The organism is Paraburkholderia strydomiana, assembly GCF_031456815.1.
GTDB classification, from domain to species: domain Bacteria; phylum Pseudomonadota; class Gammaproteobacteria; order Burkholderiales; family Burkholderiaceae; genus Paraburkholderia; species Paraburkholderia caledonica.
In genome coordinates this window covers 1-19,059 of record NZ_JAVDVL010000030.1, presented here as the reverse complement: position 1 = coordinate 19,059, position 19,059 = coordinate 1, and the positions used below count along the sequence as shown (strand labels likewise).

Annotated in this window: 11 protein-coding genes and 1 pseudogene; 10 read left to right on the top strand and 2 right to left on the bottom strand. The window is 61.3% G+C overall.

All coding sequences use genetic code 11. The features are described from left to right. Positions 1–945 (top strand): annotated as a pseudogene (locus tag J2W46_RS33885) (M23 family metallopeptidase); the annotation flags it as partial. A 275-nt stretch (positions 946–1,220) separates the two neighbouring features. Then, on the top strand, positions 1,221–1,790 hold the full coding sequence (locus J2W46_RS33880; protein WP_204523161.1) for a hypothetical protein: 570 nt from the start codon (positions 1,221–1,223) through the stop codon (positions 1,788–1,790). Positions 1,791–2,300: 510 nt separating this feature from the next. On the opposite strand, the gene J2W46_RS33875 is transcribed toward J2W46_RS33880, so the two are convergent. Beyond that, the gene (locus J2W46_RS33875; protein ID WP_088173658.1) at positions 2,301–3,128 is read right to left on the bottom strand and encodes a 2OG-Fe(II) oxygenase; all 828 of its coding nucleotides are present in this window, start codon (positions 3,126–3,128) and stop codon (positions 2,301–2,303) included. A gap of 245 nt (positions 3,129–3,373) precedes the next feature. On the opposite strand from J2W46_RS33875, the gene J2W46_RS33870 reads away from it, so the two are divergent. The 8 genes from J2W46_RS33870 (at position 3,374) to J2W46_RS33835 (ending at position 16,319) form a co-directional block, all read left to right on the top strand. Then, a complete protein-coding gene (locus J2W46_RS33870) occupies positions 3,374–4,216 on the top strand; it encodes an FAS1-like dehydratase domain-containing protein (RefSeq protein ID WP_088173657.1) in 843 nt (280 codons plus the stop codon). Positions 4,217–4,744: 528 nt separating this feature from the next. Continuing rightward, on the top strand, positions 4,745–6,547 hold the full coding sequence (locus J2W46_RS33865; RefSeq protein WP_310360316.1) for a DUF2138 domain-containing protein: 1,803 nt from the start codon (positions 4,745–4,747) through the stop codon (positions 6,545–6,547). After that, complete coding sequence (locus tag J2W46_RS33860; protein WP_310360314.1) at positions 6,547–7,359, top strand: DUF1175 domain-containing protein; 813 nt, start codon at positions 6,547–6,549, stop codon at positions 7,357–7,359. Before J2W46_RS33865 ends, J2W46_RS33860 begins: the two co-directional genes overlap by 1 nt. Then, positions 7,356–12,164: an alpha-2-macroglobulin family protein gene (locus J2W46_RS33855; RefSeq protein ID WP_374726918.1), complete on the top strand. Its 4,809-nt coding sequence runs from the start codon at positions 7,356–7,358 to the stop codon at positions 12,162–12,164. The genes J2W46_RS33860 and J2W46_RS33855 overlap by 4 nt, the downstream gene beginning before the upstream one ends. Positions 12,165–12,176: 12 nt before the next feature. Continuing rightward, entirely contained in the window at positions 12,177–13,961 is a 1,785-nt protein-coding gene (locus J2W46_RS33850) for a DUF2300 domain-containing protein (protein WP_310360310.1), read from the top strand. After that, positions 13,958–14,842 (top strand): YfaP family protein, encoded by an 885-nt coding sequence (locus J2W46_RS33845; RefSeq protein WP_310360308.1) that lies wholly within the window; start codon positions 13,958–13,960, stop codon positions 14,840–14,842. The genes J2W46_RS33850 and J2W46_RS33845 overlap by 4 nt, the downstream gene beginning before the upstream one ends. A gap of 22 nt (positions 14,843–14,864) precedes the next feature. Continuing rightward, positions 14,865–15,665 carry a YfaP family protein gene (locus tag J2W46_RS33840; RefSeq protein ID WP_310360307.1) on the top strand — a complete coding sequence of 267 codons (801 nt, stop codon included), beginning with the start codon at positions 14,865–14,867 and terminating at the stop codon, positions 15,663–15,665. A 279-nt stretch (positions 15,666–15,944) separates the two neighbouring features. After that, positions 15,945–16,319 (top strand): hypothetical protein, encoded by a 375-nt coding sequence (locus J2W46_RS33835; RefSeq protein ID WP_310360305.1) that lies wholly within the window; start codon positions 15,945–15,947, stop codon positions 16,317–16,319. 91 nt (positions 16,320–16,410) lie between these two features. Here the strand turns inward: J2W46_RS33835 and rpoD are convergent, their stop codons facing one another. Beyond that, complete coding sequence (rpoD, locus tag J2W46_RS33830; protein WP_087754784.1) at positions 16,411–18,405, bottom strand: RNA polymerase sigma factor RpoD; 1,995 nt, start codon at positions 18,403–18,405, stop codon at positions 16,411–16,413. Positions 18,406–19,059 lie beyond the last annotated feature (654 nt).

Sequence of the window (19,059 nt, the reverse complement as noted above, 5' to 3'; positions counted from 1 at the left end):
CGCTGCATCAACGACCAACTTCCCGCCGGCGCGCGCTTCAATCACTGGCGGAAAGTGAAGACACCGGACGGTGACGGCTGGATCAACCTGTCGAAGGCGGGCGTCCGGGCCTATAGCGATGCTGATTTCCCTGAGTGGGCTGGGTGGAGTTTCATTAACGATGACCCCACGCCCGACAGCTTGTGCGATTCGCCCACGGTCAAACGCTGGCTGGACGTCCATCATGCGGGACACGTGAGCCATGCCGATGCGGTGACGGCGCTGGGCACTGATGCGATCCGGCAGCGCATGGCGCGTGCGATCTGCAAGTTTCCATCGGAGTGGAGTCGCAACGGCCTGGAGGCGCGATACAACTGGCTTAAGAGTCCACATGAGGCATTGACCAATCCGTTAGCGAACGAAGCTTTTACGAAGCTGATCGATCATGCGCGCGATCTGTCGTTCTGGGAGGATGTCAGCGATCCAGATTTTCCGCATGCCAATGAGGTGTGGCATTTCCCGCCGACGGCGTTTGTGCGGCATTTCAGGACGTGCCGTTGGCTCTCTTCTAAAGAACTCGAACAAATATACCCGAACACCTACGCCGAAAAATCGGAAGGACATCTGCATCAGGCTGCGAATGCCTTGTCGAATGAGGTGCGTGAGCGTTATAGAGCCGTGCTCAACCGACTAATGGAAAAGCACTCCATTACGCGAAACCCGATGCGGATGTCCCACTTCCTGGGTCAAGGCGCGGAAGAGTCAAGAACCCTGGCGTGGATGGAAGAGCATCGAAGCGAAGCTTCATGTAACTCCTTATATGCAGATCTAAACGGAAACGACCTTCCGGGCGATGGGTACAAATTTCGAGGGAGAGGCATGAAGCAGCTAACGGGAAAATCAAATTATGCAGAATATTGGGTGTATAGAGGTTGGTTAAGTCGGCAAAGTTTTACAGCGTCGTGATGGAATTATCAGCATCCGACAAGGCCGAACATCGCCACGCCGGACATCCTCCTGACAGTGCATTACAACACTATAGATACCGGTACTTGGTACTGGGAAGCGGGACCGAACCACGGGCTTCCTCATCCCCAAAGCAGCATGAACAGGTACGCCGACAGAGGGGTAACCGCCGAAACGGCGCATGTGCTTACGACTCAAATAAATGGCGGTATCAATGGTCTTGAGAATCGGACGTATCACACGATGCGGGTATATAGCCTTCTTGGAGACTGATAATGTATCTACTAAACCGATTCATCGTTGTTGTCTTGCTTGGCCACATTGTTGTCGCAAATGCTTCGGGCACGTCGCAAGCGAAGATCAAAGTTTATAGTGACGAACATGTCAGTTTTTCGTACCCGTCCGATCGCTACGAAAAAATTGAAAAGCTCGACACGTTCGAAAGGGGCTTTCATGCATATTCTCTCCGACTTAAGGGTGTGGAAGCGGAAGATGTTTTAACGTTTTGCGAAAAGAACATACGTAACTGTGGAACCGACATCGGATCTGTTCAACCGTACTGGTACGGCGCCGCAGGGGATCTGGCGCTATTCAGTGCCACTACTGCGGTTACGAAGAAGTCGGTGATTGAAGGGGAAACGGTGTACGAAGCTTTCCCTGCGTGCCCTGCCGCGGACGCTGAGGGGCCATCCGCGTATGCAGGGGATTGCTATGAGCAAGTTGCTAGTACGCAGGACAAAACGGTCTCCCTGACGTACTGGATTGGACTTAAGTCACGTCACCATTCAAAGCAACAAGCTGTCAAAGCTGCAACTCAGATAATTCGATCTGTCAAAGGGAAATAGTAGCTAGCTTTCGGCTGGGAGCTATCCTGCAATACCCCTCCAGCCTGCACGCAAGCTTGCTACCGGTTTAAACACGTATCTGGTGGCCCAGCTTACTGGGTCGCCGAGGCCGCCAGTTATCGCGAACCTAGCGGTTGGAGCCGACGACCCGCTCACATCAGTCGACACGCCCCGGGGGCTGCGCAAAAATAGACTTCTATTCATCGCGGACAGCGGTAACGTGATTGACATGACGCGAAGTGCATGGGGACCATCCAACTTCACCGGAGGATTTCCCGGCGAAATCTCATTCAATCAGTCGCTCAAAATACGGCGGTGACGCTCAAGCCATTCATCGAGGTTACGCAGGCCGTGTGCCGCGACTACCTTTGCTCCCGTGTAGAAGCGTGCATGACGAGACAACAAAAGTGCAGAGAACTGAGCGTCTACGAGCCTTAGAAACGAGTCTTGCGGTGGCCAGTTCGACGACGCAGCCCTGTCACCGCCACCAATCGCGAGCACGCTCAACAACTACATATTGACCACGCCATCGGACGACGACGCCATCGCATCATGAAAAATAACTCCCAACGTATGCCTCTGTCCCGATCTCAAACGGCTCACTCCGTGCCGCAAATTCACGCGATATACACCACGCGTACCTTGCACCGGCCGATGATGAACCGCGAACACCACGGCATCTCCCTTGCGCAGCGGCACGACTTCCGCGCGTGACTGCATTCGCGGACGCTGCTCGGTCATCACGAATTCGCCGCCGGTGAAATCCTCGCCGGGTTCCGACAGCAGAATCGCGACTTGTAGCGGAAACACGTGCTCGCCGTAAAGATCCTGATGCAGACAGTTATAGTCGTCGGTCATGTACTGCAGCATTAGGGGTGTCGGGCGCGTCTGGCCCGCAGCGTGGCAGCGTTCGATAAACTCGGAGTGTGCGCTCGGATACCGAATGCCGATGCCCATCACCTCGTTCCAACGATTCGCCACCGGCACGAGATGCGGATACAACTCGCGTCGCAACTGTGCGATTAACGACGGCAACGGATACGAGAAATACTTGTATTCGCCACGGCCGAAGCCATGCCGCGCCATCACTACGCGGCTGCGGTACAAGTCCTCTCGGGGATACAGCGCAGTGAGGGCATCGCATTCGCGCGCGTCAAGCAGCCCGTGCAACATCGCGCAGCCATAGCCGTTCAGTTCTTCTTCGACGTGAAACCAATCAGTCGTCTCGATGCGCGCCGTCAGTGAACTTGCATGATTGCGGCTCTGCAACGGCTTCGATTCAGTTTTTCGATCCTGTTCCGGCGATTGCGCGCGGGCATCTTTCGCCACCGTATTCATCAGAGTCTCCCTAAGCGGTTTTCGAACGATGATTGAGTGTAAGCGCGTCTTTCAGGCCGCGCACTCCGACTCTTGCGCTGCAATTCCCCCAGGTTGGAGGCGCACGGATCAACAGGCGATGTGTCCGGCAAAACGGTGAGTTGTGAGCAGGAAAAAGTGACGCCGCCCAACGATAACCTTTGCGAAGCGCGTCGCGTCGTTCATAGTAGGTGCTGTCAATTGGTCGCTCCATCGGAGGCTTGTCCATGTCGGATTACCACCAGAAACTCGATGACTGGCTCGGCACCGAGCGAGTCGCCAAAGATCTCGTTACCGCGTTTCCGCTCGCGGCTCTCGCCGCGACGCTGGATCGCGAGCAAAGCGGCGATACCGTTCCGCCGCTTTGGCACTGGCTTTACTTCTTGCCGATCGCGCCAATGTCCGAAACTGGCCCGGACGGTCATCCTAAGCGCGGCGATTTTTTGCCGCCGGTGCCGCTGCCGCGCCGCATGTGGGCCGGCGGGCGCATCACTTTTCATGCGCCGCTAAAAGTGGGTGAGCGCGCCACGCGTACGTCGACCATTGCGAACATTGAAGACAAGACGGGTCGCTCGGGGCGCCTCGTGTTCGTGACGGTGCAGCATTCGATTGAAGTTGGCGGCGAATTGAGGCTCGAAGAAGAGCACGACATCGTCTACCGCGACGCACCGCTAGCAGACGCGCGGCCTCAGCAGCCGCAACTCGCGCCGCAGGGCGAACGTTGGAACCGCATTATCGAAGCCGATCCCGTCATGCTGTTTCGCTATTCGGCGCTCACCTTCAACAGCCATCGCATTCACTACGACTATCCCTACGCGACGCAAGTCGAGGCTTATCCTGGCCTCGTGGTCCACGGGCCGTTGATTGCCACGCTGCTGGTCGATCTCGTTCGCCGCGAGCGACCCGATGCAACGCTGCAGAGCTTCGCGTTCAAGGCACTTCGCCCGACGTTTTCGGGCCAGGCTTTCATGGTGTGCGGCGCGCCCGCGGCGGATGGAAAATCGATCGACCTATGGGCAAAAGATCACGATGGCTATCTGACGATGCGAGCGACCGCAGCGATTGAGTAATTCCGCGAACGCGAGGCGTCGACGATTATGTCCAGGTAAAAACATAACGCCCAAGCGGTGAAAAATCCGGTCGTCTTACAGTTGCGTCTCGCAAATCAAAGTGATGTTTCTCTGAATCCGTAGGAGCAAGTCCGGCATTAACAGGTGATCTCGCGGAACCTCGGTTGTTTATGCGCATAATGCATCGCCGCTCGCCTGCGTGAGTGTATCCGGACGCCGCTCGAACTGGCTTGCGAGTCGCGTGTGGCTAAGCGACAGACCGCCCATACTGGCGCTCAGCGGTATAGCGCCTGAACGAACGTTGTTTAATCGCGGTGACAGAAAAAATCATTAACCTCTTTCGACGCATTAATCAAGCGCAACTTGTGGTCAACAAGCACCTGAAACCTCTCTGATTGTTAAATGCAATGCCGGGTGGTTTGCTGTTAAAAATATCGGTTATCATCGCTGCCTTCAGCGATAGGTCACGGCGGCTTAATCCGGCCGGCATCAACGTTAATATCGTCGCATCGAACCAGAAAAACTCAGATGAAGATGTCGCGTAAAAAGATTGCAATCCTCGTGGCCGCGCTTCTGATCGTGGCCGGCATCGTCATTCAGGCCGTGTGGCGTCCGTTCGCACATCGCAAGGCGACCAACGCGGGCGAAGTCGTTCTGGACATTCATCATCCCGATGCGGTGATCGACAGCGAAGCGCTGGCGCGTTTACCGCGCGACATGTTGCGCGTGCCGCTGCTTCACGACGTGCTCACGCAAGACTTCGTCGACTATTACGAGTCGGCAAATACGCGCCTTTCCGCTGAAGGCGCATTGCGGCGTTTCGCGTTCGAGCATCAACTTGACTGGCGCGACGAACTGATCCGCCGCGTGTTCGACGAACCCGCGCACGTGTTGCTCTGGCGTTCGCCGGATGGCCGCCTCGGCTATTGGATCATGTCCGTGCGCCGCAACGGTCTTGCGAAGCTGTTGCAGGGCTTGGGCAACGTCGCCGCAAGCGACACACAACTGAGTCAGGTCGCCAGGCTCTCCGGCGATGTTCCGGTCTACGCGCTGAAGCTCGCAGTTGGCCGAACGCTGCTTTTCGCGGCGAAAGACGATCGGCTCGTCGTGCTGTCCGCGCCCGGCGTTCTGCTCGACGAAAAGGGTGGCCTGTTGGGCGAACGCGCCGATGCTGTGTCCGACATGCTGTCGTCCGGTCGCGACGCCGCCGCTCGCGCATATCAACTGGACGCTTCGGGAGACGCGCCGAAGGGGCATCGTCTGGTGGTGTCGGCGAATTACCTGTCGTTCGGTTATCAGGCGTTCTTTTCGGGCATCGACGCGCTGCGGTTCGACTTCTCGCCGAACGGCAGCGCGTCGGCGACCTGGCGGACCTCGGCCTTGATCGAGCCGGGCAAACTGCCGCAGCAGTGGAACAGCGCGGCCTTGTGGCACGCATTGCCGGCGAACGCCGCAGCGTGCGCGAGCCTGCCCGCGGACTGGAAGGAGGCATCGGCACTGCTTGGCAAGGTGGCCAATGGGGCGGACGCCGCTGGGGCAATCGGCGATCGTCTGACGGGCCCCGCGGCGGTGTGCTGGTATGCGAAATCCACGCTGGTTGCGCCGGTTTTCATCGCTCAAGTTAAAACGCAGGACAAGACACAGGACGCGGCCTCGCTCGTTGCGCTGAAGACCGCGCTCGACAAAACATTCGGTGACGTGATTGGCGCATATGAGGCAAAGGCCGCGAAGACGGACGCCAACGACGCTGACTACACTAACTATCGCCGTTTGCCGGTCACGAGGCGCGACCTGGGTGCGGACGTCACCGTCTGGCAGAGGCCGGTCAGCGCGCGCTCGGGCACGGCGTCGAGCAGTAGGGCGTCGTTCGCGTCGCAGCTATCGGCGGAGCGCTATTTCCCGGTGACGCTCGCGCTCGCGCACGGCTATCTGATTTTCTCGCCCGACTCACGTCTCGTCGACGACACGCTGGCAGTGCTCGACAAGCGTTACCCCGCGCTGGCAGATACGCTCGCTCCTGAGCGTTTGCCGCGCACCATTCTGACGCTGACGCCTTCGTCCGCTGCAGCACTGATCGAACGCGAAGCTGGCGCCGCACTGCCCGCCGATCAGGAAGCCGTGTTCCGCAACGCCTCGCGTACGCATCTCACACCAAAGCTGCGCGCGCTCGCACACTATCCACCGGTTTCGTTGACGCTGCCGCAAACCTTGCCAGGCTCGACCGGCTGGGTGCCGGTAGAGTGGTGGTTCGATCGCGCGAAAGGCGATGCGGGTTCGGCTAACGGCTCGCCGCAAGCATCCGCAGATCAGCCCGGCACAGAGGGCGATTAATGCGTCGCCTTCGCTTAGCCGGCGCGTTGCGCGCGCCTCGCCAGGCGCCCTCGCGCGCGACGCCTCAACTCCGTGCGGAGTTTGTCGCGCATCCCACCCGTGAAGTCGCGACTTCACGCGTCGTGGCGGTTTCACGCCGCGCATGGCTGTTGCGCATCACCGCGACGTTTGCAGCGGCGAGCGTCGCGCCTTATGCCCACGCGCTGAGTCCTGGTGCTTCCGGTCCCGAGCCCGACACGCTCACCGCGCAGCAATCGGCTGTGTTTCGCGCGTGGTTCACCCGCATCGTCGATCAGCAGATGCGCCGCGGCCCGACGCCGCGCTGGACGCAACGCGATTGCGCGGGACTAGTGCGCTTTGCCGTCGGCGAGACGCTGCGACCACACGACAGCAAATGGCTGCACGCCAACGGCATGACCGGCCTTGCCGACACGAGCAGTCTGCCGCCCGAACTGCAGTTGTCCACGGCGCAGCGAATGATCGCGAATCGCTGGACGCAACTCGACGGTTCCACTGGCGCATACGCTTCCGCCATCGCACTGATTCAACGCAATAGCCGCTTCGTTTCGAAAGACGTCAACCAGGCGCTGCCCGGCGACCTGCTGTTCTTCGACCAGGGCGACGACCAGCATCTGATGATCTGGCTCGATCGCTACATCGCTTATCACACAGGCACCGTCACGCCGATCGATACCGGTCTGCGCGCGGTCGCCGTTTCCGACCTGATGCAATGGAAAGATTCCCGTTGGCAGCCGCTCGACGGCAATCCGAACTTTGTCGGCGTGTTTCGTTTGGACTTTTTGACACCATGACCCGAATGAGCTCTGTGATCGCGACTTGCAAATGGCTGAACCCTATGCGCGATCGCGCGACCTTCGCCATGGCCGCGCTGTTTGTGTCGATTGCGCTGATCACCGTAAGCGGCACCGCGCAGGCGGGCGACGACGCGTCGGCAGCATCGGCGGCATCGGCAGACGCCAGCATCGCCGCGAATCCGACGCTCAACCCGGCGCCGTCGAGCAACTTCGCTTCGCAGAAAGTGGACGGTCAACCCTTCTTCCTCCTCTCGGATGCGAGCTTCGGCAGTAATCAACTCGCGCAGGTCCGGCTTGAGGCGCCCGGCCGCGATTTCAAGGACGCGTTGCAGGCATACGGCGGCGCGGACATCGTCGTGTATCGGGTGCCGAAGCCGCTCGAGTTTCTGAAGGCCCAGAAGAATCTGCATCGGCTGAATGTCGCGCCGAATTATCAGGGCGAAGGCCTCGCGAACACGCTGGCTTATCTGTGGGACCGCTGGTTCACCGAGGCACGCCGCGCATGGCAACGCGTGCTTTCGTTCGCCACCCGCAGCAAGGCAACGGAGGCCGCGCCGCAATTCAAGCTCGGCGAACAGACCGGCAAGCAGACGCAGTTCGAGCAGAACTCGCAGTTCGCCCCGCTGAAAGGCTATGACATGGTCGCGCGTTTTCGCTATCCGATCTGGGACGCGAAAGTGATCGAGCCGCCCAAGGGCGTGAACCTCGCGGGCAGCAGCAGTAACTTTATCGAGGCGAGCTCCGGCAACGTGATGATCCCGGTAGGCAAGCTGCCGCCGGGCCTCTATATCGTCGAGGCGGTGATCGGCAACTATCGCGCGCATACGCTGTTGTTCGTGTCGGATACGGTGGCGGTCGTGAAAGCGGCATCGAGCGGAATGCTGGTGTGGACTACGCGGCGCGATAGCGGCAAGCCGGTCGCTAACACGGAAGTGAACTGGACCGACGGTGTAGGTGTGTTGCAAAGCGGTACGACGGGCAACGACGGCGCGCTCGTGCTGCAACACGTGAGCCCCGAGCGCAGCTATGTGCTTGGTGTCGATCCGCAGGGCGGCGTGTTTGTGTCGGAGAATTTCTATTACGACAGCGAGATCTACAACACGAAAATCTACGCCGTCACCGATCGGCCGATGTACCGGCCGGGCGATCAGGTCCACGTAAAGTTTATTGGCCGTACGTTTCAGAACGCGACTCAATCGTCGGCGCCTGCCGAGGCCGACATCAAGCTCGAAGTGCTCGACCCGAACGGCTCGCCGGTTGCAACGGCGAAGACGCATTTCGCTTCAGATACCGGCGCGGACACGTCGTTTTCGCTGCCCGCAGACGCAAGCGCTGGCGGCTACACGCTGCGGTTCGACTATAACGGCGATGTGTATGGCAGCGCGTTTCGCGTTGCCGAATATGTGAAGCCGCACTTCGACGTCAATCTTTCAATGGACAAAGCCGACTATGCGACCGGCGAACCGCTGAAGGGCAAAATCCAGCTGCGCTATCCGGACGGCAAGCCGGTGCGCGACAGCAAGATTTCGGTCACGCTGCGCGCGCAGAAAGTGACGATTGTCGACGGCGAACTGCACTATGCGGGGCTCTTCCCGGTCAAGCTCGAACAACAGGAACTCAAGACGGATGGCGACGGCAACGCCAGCCTGACGCTGCCCGCAGCGACCGAACCGAGCCGGTATGCACTGACGCTGTTCGCGCAGGACGGCGCCGCATACAAGGTCCGCGTGACGCGCGAAGTGTTGATCGCGCGCGGCGCGACGCCGTACCGGCTGACTACGTCGAAGTCGTTCTCGCAGCCGAAGGAATCGGTGAGCTTCGACTTGCAGGCGCTGGCCGCGGTCGACCCGGCGGCGCATGCGCCGGCGAAATGGGAATGGACGCGCCTCGAATCGCAGACGCACGCCGAAGGTGCGTTGAAAAGCGCGCCGAACGGCGTTGGCGGCAAGCTGTCGTTCGCAGTGCCATTCGATCAGCCGGGTTCGTACATGTTGTCGGTCAAGGACGACGCGGGCAACCTGCTCGCCGCCGTCAGCCATTGGGTCGCGGGCGACGGCCTGAAGGCGATCCCAGGCAGCGTCGAGATCGTGTTCGATCGCGACCGGTACAAGATTGGCGACACGGCGGAAGCGCTGATCACATTCCCGCTGCCCGTCGACGATGCGTTGCTGACGCTGGAACGCGACAACGTCGAACGACGCGCGCTGTTGAGCGCGGGCGGCGACTGGTTGCAACTGCAGCGCGTGACGCCGTCGCAATGGAAGGCGCGTATCAAGGTCGGCGAAGACTTCGCGCCCAACATGACCTTCTCGGTGCTGTACGTGCATGCGGGCGAATACGCGTTCCAGAACGCGGGCATCGTCGTGGCACAGCCGCAAATCGAATTGAACGTGAAGAGCGACAAGCCGGTGTACGGTCCAGGCGATACCGTCACCCTGAATTTCGACAGCACGTTGAACGGCAAACCGGAAGCGGCGAATCTGACTGTGAGCGTGGTCGATGAAATGGTCTATGTGCTGCAGCCAGAGATTGCGCCGAACATCGTCGACTTTTTCTATCATCCGCGGCGCAATAACGTGCGGACATCGTCAAGTCTGTCGTTCATCACTTACGACCTGGCGCGTTCGCCGCTCAAGGGTGCGCCGGGCGGGCCGCAACGGGCGAATTACAACGAGCGCGGCGTGAAAGTGCTCGAACGCCCGCGCCGCGACGATCAGGACACGGCCGCCTGGGAAGGCAGCCTGAAAACCGACGCCAATGGTCACGCCACCATGACGTTCAAAATGCCCGACTCGCTAGCGCGCTGGCGCGTTACCGTGCGCGCGGCCGCGCCCGATGGCATGGTCGGCCAGCGCACCGCATACGTGCGCTCCGACAAGGCGCTGTATCTGAAGTGGAGCGGGCCGTCGCATTTCCGCGTCAACGACCAGCCGTCTATCGACATGATCGCCTTCAACCAGACCGATGCGGACATGGACGCGCAGTGGTTGGTGGAGGGCGGCGGTCTGTCGCTGAATCAGAAGGTCACGCTTAAGCGCGGCGCGAATTATCTGCGTCTGCCGAGCGGCGCGCTGAAGGCCGGCGTGGTCAACGCGACCTTGCGCAAGGGTGACAAGGATGTGGACCGCTTGCAGACCACGATTCGTCTCGACGCGAGCGGCTGGCTCGATCTTCATCAGAACACTGTCGCGCTTGACGGCGCAGGCAAGCCGCTCAATCTGCCGCAAGACGCGCAGGACGTGAGCGTGCGTTTCGTCGGCAGCGCAGCGAGCCAGTTCATGCGCGTGGCCGACGATCTGATCAACTATCCGTATGGCTGCGCCGAACAGACATCGAGCCGCCTGATTCCGCTCGCACTTGCACACGACGCGATCGGCCGCGGCGACAACGCGAGTTCGACGCAAGGAATCGAAGCGCTGTTGCGTAATCAACGGCAACGTCTGGCTATGCTCGCGGGCGTCGGCGGCACGTTCGGCTGGTGGGGCGATACGACCGGCGGCAGCGCGCTGATCACGGCCTACGCGTACTACGCGGACTGGCTCGCGAGCCGCAGTCTCGGCATAAGCCTGCCCGCCGCAAACTGGCAACACGCGATGGAGGTCTATCGCGACGCCGGCGCTAAAGAGCCACTGCTTCATCGCGCGTTGGCGCTGTGGTTCATGCAGCAGATGGGCTTGCCGGTCGCGACGCCTGTCTCGGGCGTGGCTGCCGACTTGATGAGCGACGCGGCGGCCACCGCCGCTGCACCGGCTCGCAACGCCGCTAGTGCTACGTATGGCGCGTCGGACAGTATCGTCTTTGCACAGGCCGATTCGCCGCGCGGCAAGCAGATGGCGATGCTGCTGATCGCGAACATGGCGCGCGCGACGGGCGCGCAGACGCCGGACGGTTTCGATGCGGCATCGAGCGCCGCGCGTGTCTCGTTGAGCAACGATCCGGCGCCGCTAGTCCAAAGCCTGCTTGCCATGTCCGGCGAAGGCGCGAGCGTCGATGCATCCGCATTGCTTGCACGAAGCAGCGCCGATTACCCGACGCTCGACCGCGCACTGACGCTGCTTTGGTTGCGCAAGGCGCTCGGCGGCGATGTGGCGGCTACTTCGTTGCCGTCGCTGCAAGGCGCGGGCTGGACGCGCGCTGCTACGCCGACCGGCACGCCACTCTGGAAATGGACCGCTGCTGGCGTGCCGTCCGCGCTCGACGCAGGCGCCGCACGCACGGACGTCAGCGCAATCGTCTCGTTCCGCAGTCATACGAGCGAAGACAGCCGCTTGAACATCGGCGTTGCCCGCCGCTTCTACAGGCTCGAACCGGTCGAGGTAAAAGCCGATCCGAAAAAGCAGGGCGCGGGCGACAGCAATGTGGGGCGGTCTGCGTTCACAGCGCGTCTCGTGAAATCGGGCGACGCGATCGACAGCAATGCACTGTACGTCGACGAAGTCACGCTCATGCCGCGCTCGGGCAACGCGTATCACTACGGTCTGCTCGATGTGCCGCTGCCGCCCGGCGCGAGCGTCGAAGCGACGAGCTGGGGCGTGTCGATCGAGGGCTTGCCTGGCGAAAAGGAAGGCGAGAGCGGCCCGCAACCGTTCGCGCGTGCTGCATCGTATGAAATGGGTGAGCTCTCGTATCACCAGCCGGTGCCGTTGCTCGACCGGCCAGTGGCGTTGCGGCAACTGGTGCGCTTCGCGTTGCCGGGCACATTCGCATTGCCGCCCGCGCGCTATTTCCGCATGTATCAACCGGACGCGAAGGCGTTCGAAGGCGGAAAGAGCGATCGCGTGACTTCGTTGCGTATCCAGTAAGCGACACAGGCCATGCTCCGCGCGCTTTTTCGGACTGTCCGCGATCTTCTTGCAGCGATGATGCTGCGGATCGCGTTCGCCGTGGGCGCGGTGTGCATGATCTGCGGCGTCACACTCGATCGCGCGTATGCGGCCGGGCCGGCTTCACTGCAGCCGGCGGCGAAGCAGGCATTGCACTTCGCGTCGTTGCGCGATGGGCAAAGCCAGCTCTGGCAAGCCGACGTCGACGGCTCCGTTAGCGGCCTGTCTCCGCAATCCGCGCTGCCGTTGCCCGCCACGCTGGAAACACCGCTTGGCAGCGTGTGGAAGCTGTTTGTCTACGGCTATCTGGTGGATCGAAACATCGCAACGCCAGACTACACGTGCAACGGCGGCGATCCCGAAGAAGTGTATTGCTGCATGACGGGCGGTCATGTCGATCGCGAGCATGCACTCGTGAAATCGTGCGGGCTCTTTTTCGAACCGGGGCGTCTGCAACTCGATCCCGCCGACTGGCGCAAGTATTGGACAGCGGTACACGCGCCTGCCTGGTTGCGCGACCTTCACGCGATGACGCCGACGCATCGTGTGCCCGTCGTGCAACTGCTTGCCGCATTGCAGGCGATGCCCGCACGCCCACGCGAAGCGGCGGCCAGCACGCTGGTCTCCGTACTGACGAGCGGGCGTGGCGAGGGAACGGTGTCGCTCTACGGCAGCCTGCTGCGCGCCAAAACGTGGACGATGCCCGATACGGCCCGGCCAGGCGCATCGGTGGGTGGCGCCGCAGGCTGGCTAGCGGATGGCACGCCGGTCTGGCTCGCCGGTCCCGGTGGCAGCGCACGCGTGCTCGCGTTGGCCGCGCCGCGCATTGCGCCGCTTCTCACGCGAGTCACCGTGCCCGATGACGGCGCATGTGTCGTCGTCGATTTCTTCAGCCGCTATCCGATTCGCGAAGTGCTCGGCCAGAAAGGACCCGCGACGGTGGCTGACGGGCCGCTGAACGGCGAGTATCGCGTTGGCTTTGTGAACGGCAACTGGACGCGACTCACGAGCCGCGGCGAGTTGCGGCTCGATCGTAACGCTGCGGGAGCGCCGCAAGTGGTCGGCCGCTTCGGCATGAACGACTATGTGGCGCGCGTAGTCGAGCGTGAAGGCGATACGGCGCAGCCGGAAGCGGCCAAGGCGCTCGCCGTGGCGGCGCGCACTTACGCCGTGCAGCACGGCGTACACGATCACGGCTGTTTGCGTATCGACGATAGCAGCAACACGCAGCGCGTTCTGCCTCGCGCGCCGACTGCGGCGGCGCGCCGTGCCGCCGATATGACCGACGCGCTCGTGCTGACCGGCGTGCCTGTCCAGTATCACCACGACAAGGCCGCGGCAGGGCAAATGAGCTGGCTTGCCGCGAAAGCATCCGCGCAAACTGGCCTGACGTTCGATGCGATCCTTGCACGCACATGGCCGCAAGCCACGCTGACTTCATTTCAAAGCCCCTTGTCCGGCGATTGCATCGCGGTGACCGGCGCGCGCGAGTGGCTGGAACGCAATGCGCCTTCCTGGGCGCGGCGCATGGATGGCGCGGCCGGATACGAGACGCCCGACTTGCCGGCCGTGTGTGCCGTTCGCGAAGGACGTCCGTACGCGGACGCGCAGCGCAATAGGGTCTATGTGTATCGCTTGCAAACGGAAGAGGATCGCATTGCATTGGCGCATGAATATGTTCACCTCGCGTTTCAGCATCATCCGCGTGGACTCGACGAAGATTTTGTCGAGCGCACCGCGCGCATGCTGATTCGTACCGACAATCCGATCCAATGAACCACGTCACCTCCTTATTTTCGTTGAGCCGGTCTTCCGTCGTGCGTCGGGTTCGCCTGCGCGTCGTGATGCTAGTGGCTGTCGCTGCATGCTGCGTGTCCGGAACAGGCGTTGTGACACAGGCGCGCGCCGCTAGTGCCGATGGCGGCGTCGCCGATCTCACCCGCTCGTTCGGCGGCTGGCGTCATAGCGGGCTGACCAATGAGGGCGAGCAATTTGTCGCGGCGTATCCGCGACCGCCGGTCGATCGTGGCGCGCAGCGTTACCGCACATTGATCGAGGGACGCCTGAAGCGTATCGACAAACACGCGCGCAAGCCGCCGACACTCGTGGTCAACGGCAATCCGACGCCGCTCTACACGGACGACGAGGGCGCATTCGCGCGGCCGTGGGCATTCGGTGCGGGCTCGAACAGCATTGAACTCATTTCTGCTGACGGCAGGCAGCATCAGCGCATGCAGTTCTATGAAGCGGACACCAGCAAGCCGCAGGCGAAGCTGCGCGCAATCGTCACGTGGGACGATCCTCACGCTCAGGTCGATTTGCATGTGATCACGCCGGGCGGGTTGCATGCGTTCTTCGCCAATCCGACGCTCGAGGACGGCAGCGGCTTCGACGTCGACTCGGTGGACGGCGCGGGGCCGGGGATATTTTCATCGGCGGCGCCGGAGCGTGGCACGTGGCTGTTCTTCCTCAACTACTGGGGCAACTTCGATACGACCGGCTACAACTTCGACGCGTCCGCGCACGACCGCGACGTCATCACGGCGACGTTGACGCTGGTCTTCAACGAAAATACGCCGAACGAGCGGCGTGAAACGATGGTTGTGCCGTTGCGCAAGATCGGCGACCTCATGCTCGTGAAGAGCGAGCGACTATGAAAGCGGGACGGGAGCAGTCACGATGAAGCGCAAAACGACGGGATGGATGAACGCTGCTGGCTACAGCTTGCTGGTTCTCGCCTGCTTGCAGGGCGCGTCGGCCGCGCATGCAAGCGATATCGACTTCGCCGCGCCGCTGAACGGCTGGCGCAATACGAGCGGCGACAGCGAACGCTATACGCAAGATGTGCACTATCCGGCGGTGTCCGTAACGACGCCGGAAGGGCAGTCGAAACTTGCGCTTATCGAAGGGCAGATTCGTAACGCACCGAAAAGAAAGGGCAAGACCGTGGGTACGCTGGTGGTCGACGGCACGCCGTTGCCGCAGCGTGTAGAGGAGGACGGCAAGTTCTCGCGGCCCTATGCGTTTCCTGCGGGCAGCAATGGCGTTGAATTGCGCGCGCCGGACGGCAGCCGCAAGCGCGTTCAGTTCTATGACGCCTATGGCGGCAAGACGCAGCCGAAGCTGCGTGTATTGCTCGCGTGGGACACGGACGGCACGGATCTCGACCTGCACGTGGTATCGCCGGACGGCGCGCATGCATGGTACGGCGATCGCGTCGTGGCGAACGGCGGCGCGCTCGACGTCGACGTCACGACTGGCTATGGGCCGGAGATCTATTCATCGGCGGCGCCGCTGAAGGGCACCTATCTCGTCTTCGTAAATTACTACGGCAGCGGTAACGATCGAAGCGACATGACTGTCGCTCAAGTGACGATCATCACCGATGAAAACACGCCGAACGAAAAGAGCGAGACGATCCGCGTGCCGATGCGAAAAGCCGGCGAACTGACGCTCGTGAAGACGTTTGTTATGCCTTGAGTGCGGCCTCGTTGCGGTTTGTTTTTTGACTTCAGACTTGCCGCGTGCAGAGGATGAAAACTGTGCGCGCTCAGGTACTTGGACTACTCTTGCGCAGGATATCCACAGCCTTCTGAACAGTTTCTGTGGACAACACGATGTGGGGCGGAACGCGTCGTTGTTGACACCGCGTCTGCGCTTACCGTGCCTTACAGGGCGTCAAGTTTCAACCGCTCCCGGTCGATAGAGCCTGTATCCGGCGCTACGCCGAACGCCCTGAAGAAACGAACGGAGGTTGCAATGCAAATCGACAGTGCGTTGCTGTCAACACGACAGGCAACTGACCGCACGACAAGGAGTGCGTCGTCAACTGCCGTCACCGCGCGCTCTGCTACCTCGAATGCGTCGAAGCAGGACGAGGCTGTGCGCATCTCCACGGAAGGCGCTGCTGCGGCGGCTCGCGATACGAATGTAGTCGATGGCACGAGCGCGGCCGGTGCGGACGGCGAGGGCGCGTCGGCGACGGATTCGTCAGCGGTGAAGTCGTTTGCGTATGGCACGCTCGGGCTGGAACGGCCAGATCAGCCGCACGAAGAGCGCAACGCTTTCTACACGGCCGGACGTTGGCTGGCGGCGGGCATCACCCTTGGCGGGATCATCTCGCTGCTTATTTGAGAACGGTGGAATTCTGAAGCTTGAGGCGGGAATTGCGCTTGCCGTGCATGGCGCACGGCAAGCGCGGTGAAGCAGAGTCAGACTGGCTGGATCAACGGTCGAGGAACGACTTGAGTCGATCGGCACGGCTCGGATGCATCAGCTTGCGCATGGCCTTGCTTTCGATCTGGCGGATGCGCTCACGCGTGACGTCGAACTGCTTGCCCACTTCTTCCAGCGTGTGGTCCGACTTCGTGTTGATGCCGTAGCGCATACGCAGCACCTTGGCTTCGCGCGGTGACAGCGAGTCGAGCGCATCGTCGATCGCGGCGCGAAGGTCGGCCTGCATCGCGGCGTCTGCCGGCGACGATGCCGCCGAGTCTTCGATCATGTCGCCGAGCGTGGCGTCGCCGTCGTCGCCAACCGGCGTTTCCATCGACACCGGCTGCTTGGCGATCTTGAGGATGCCGCGCACTTTCTCTTCCGACAGATCCATGCGCTCGGCCAGCACCGACGGATGCGCTTCCTGACCGGTCTGCTGCAGGATTTCACGCGAGATGCGGTTCAGCTTGTTGATCGTTTCGATCATGTGCACCGGCACGCGTATCGTGCGCGCCTGATCGGCGAGCGAACGCGTCACGGCCTGGCGGACCCACCACGTTGCGTACGTGGAAAACTTCCAGCCGCGGCGGTATTCGAACTTGTCCACCGCTTTCATCAGGCCGATGTTGCCCTCCTGAATCAGGTCGAGGAACAGCATGCCGCGATTCACGTACTTCTTCGCGATGGAAATGACGAGACGCAGGTTCGCCTCGATCATTTCGCTCTTGGCTTTGCGCATCTTCGATTCAGCCGCGACCATCTGGCGGTTGATCTCTTTCAGATGCTTGAGCGGCAGCGAGACGGTGGCTTCGATATCGATCAGCTTTTGCTGTTCCGACTGAATTGCCGGCAGGTGACGCTCGAGCGCGGCGCCATACGAGGTCGTGCCGCGTGCTGCGCGCTCGGTCCAGCCGAGATCGGCTTCATGACCTGCGAACGACTCGATGAACTTCTCGCGCGGCATGCCGCTCTTCGTCACGACGATCTGCAGAATGTTGCGTTCGATCGCGCGAACCTGCGCGACCTGATGCTGCACGTCGCCGCACAGACGGTCGATGGTGCGCGCCGTGAACCGGATTTTCGCGAGATGTTGCTGAATTTCCTCGCGCGCGCGCTGATATGCCTTGGAACTGACGTCGCCGCGGGTGTGCGACGCGTTCATCTGGTCGTACAGAATGCCGACTTGCGCGAAGATTTCGAGGCAGTCGCTCGTGAGCTGCTTCAGACGCGCTTCGTCTGCTGCAGACGAATCGGCCGGGCCGACGTCGTCGTCGCTATCGCTGTCGTCGTCTTCTTCCGTGTCCGAGTCCACGTCGGCTGTCGCTTCGGCGCTCACGGTCTCTTCTTCCGCCGCGATGTTGTCTTCGTTGAGGCCGTCGACCAGTTCGTCGATTCGCAACTCGCCGTCCGCAACCTGCTGGGCGCTTGCCAGGATCGCGGAAATTGCGAGCGGGCATGCGGCAATGGCCTGCACCATTTCGTGCAGACCGTCTTCGATACGCTTCGCAATCGCGATTTCGCCCGCGCGCGTCAGCAACTCGGTCGCGCCCATTTCGCGCATGTACATGCGCACGGGGTCGGTCGTGCGGCCGAACTCGGAATCCACCGTCGACAACGCGACTTCGGTTTCTTCATCCGCCTGATCGTCGGAAACGACTGCCGGAGCGTTCGAATTCAGCAGCAGCGTTTCGGCGTCGGGAGCCTGTTCGTAGACCTGCACGCCCATGTCGTTGAACGCGCTGACGATGCTGTCGATTGCCGCGGTTTGCGCGAAGTTATCGGGCAGGTGGTCATTGATCTGCGCGTGGGTCAGGTAGCCTTGCTCCTTGCCCAGCTGGATCAGCGCGCGCATCTGGCGCTGACGTTCTTCGGCTTGCTGCGGCGGCAGCTCGGCCGCCACGGGGATCGCTTTGCCCGCGCCCTTGCCCTTGGGCGTACGGCCCGACGGAGCTTTCGTGTAGGCTGCGGTTTCGTGTTGCGAATCTTCGCGATCAAAAGGGTTCACGTATTCTCCTCGAGAGGCTTCGCTATGAGACGCAAGACGCGACCGTCAGGCGTTTCGAGCATGGCTCAACATCACCTGAGTGACTCAACGCGGTTATATGGCTGTGTGCTCTGGGGAGCAAAAAGATGAGCCCGCTTTGAGCGGGCCGATAGAAATGTGCGAAATTCGCGCGGCTCGCATTATATACGAGCTTGCGCCTTCGCGCGCATTGTGCGCAGCAATTCGTCGCACGCTGGGCCGTAGATCCGTTCGCCGTCCGCCCGTGGCGGCGCGGAGCGGCGCGCAAAAAAGTTTGTTGCAACAACGAGCAGTTCTCTCGCGACGGACGGCAGACTCCCGACTATAGACCAACTTGTCCGTGTTCACACGACTGCGTTCCTCTGAGGATCGAAAACCTACTATATGTAGGGCGAACGCTTTGCGCGCCGATTGGCGCTTCTGTGAAAGAAAATTCGTCGAAGGGGGTTGACGACCTGTCACTCGCTCTTCATAATCTCGTTTCTCTGCTGCAGATGCAGCGACGCAGAACGAAGCGGTGCCGGGTGGTGGTAGGAAGGCGGCGCGGAGTGAGCGGATCGATCTTTAAAAACTAACAGCCGATAAGTGTGGGCGCTTGATGCGCGACGCGAGCCGGGCCTTTCGGGGTCTGGCGCA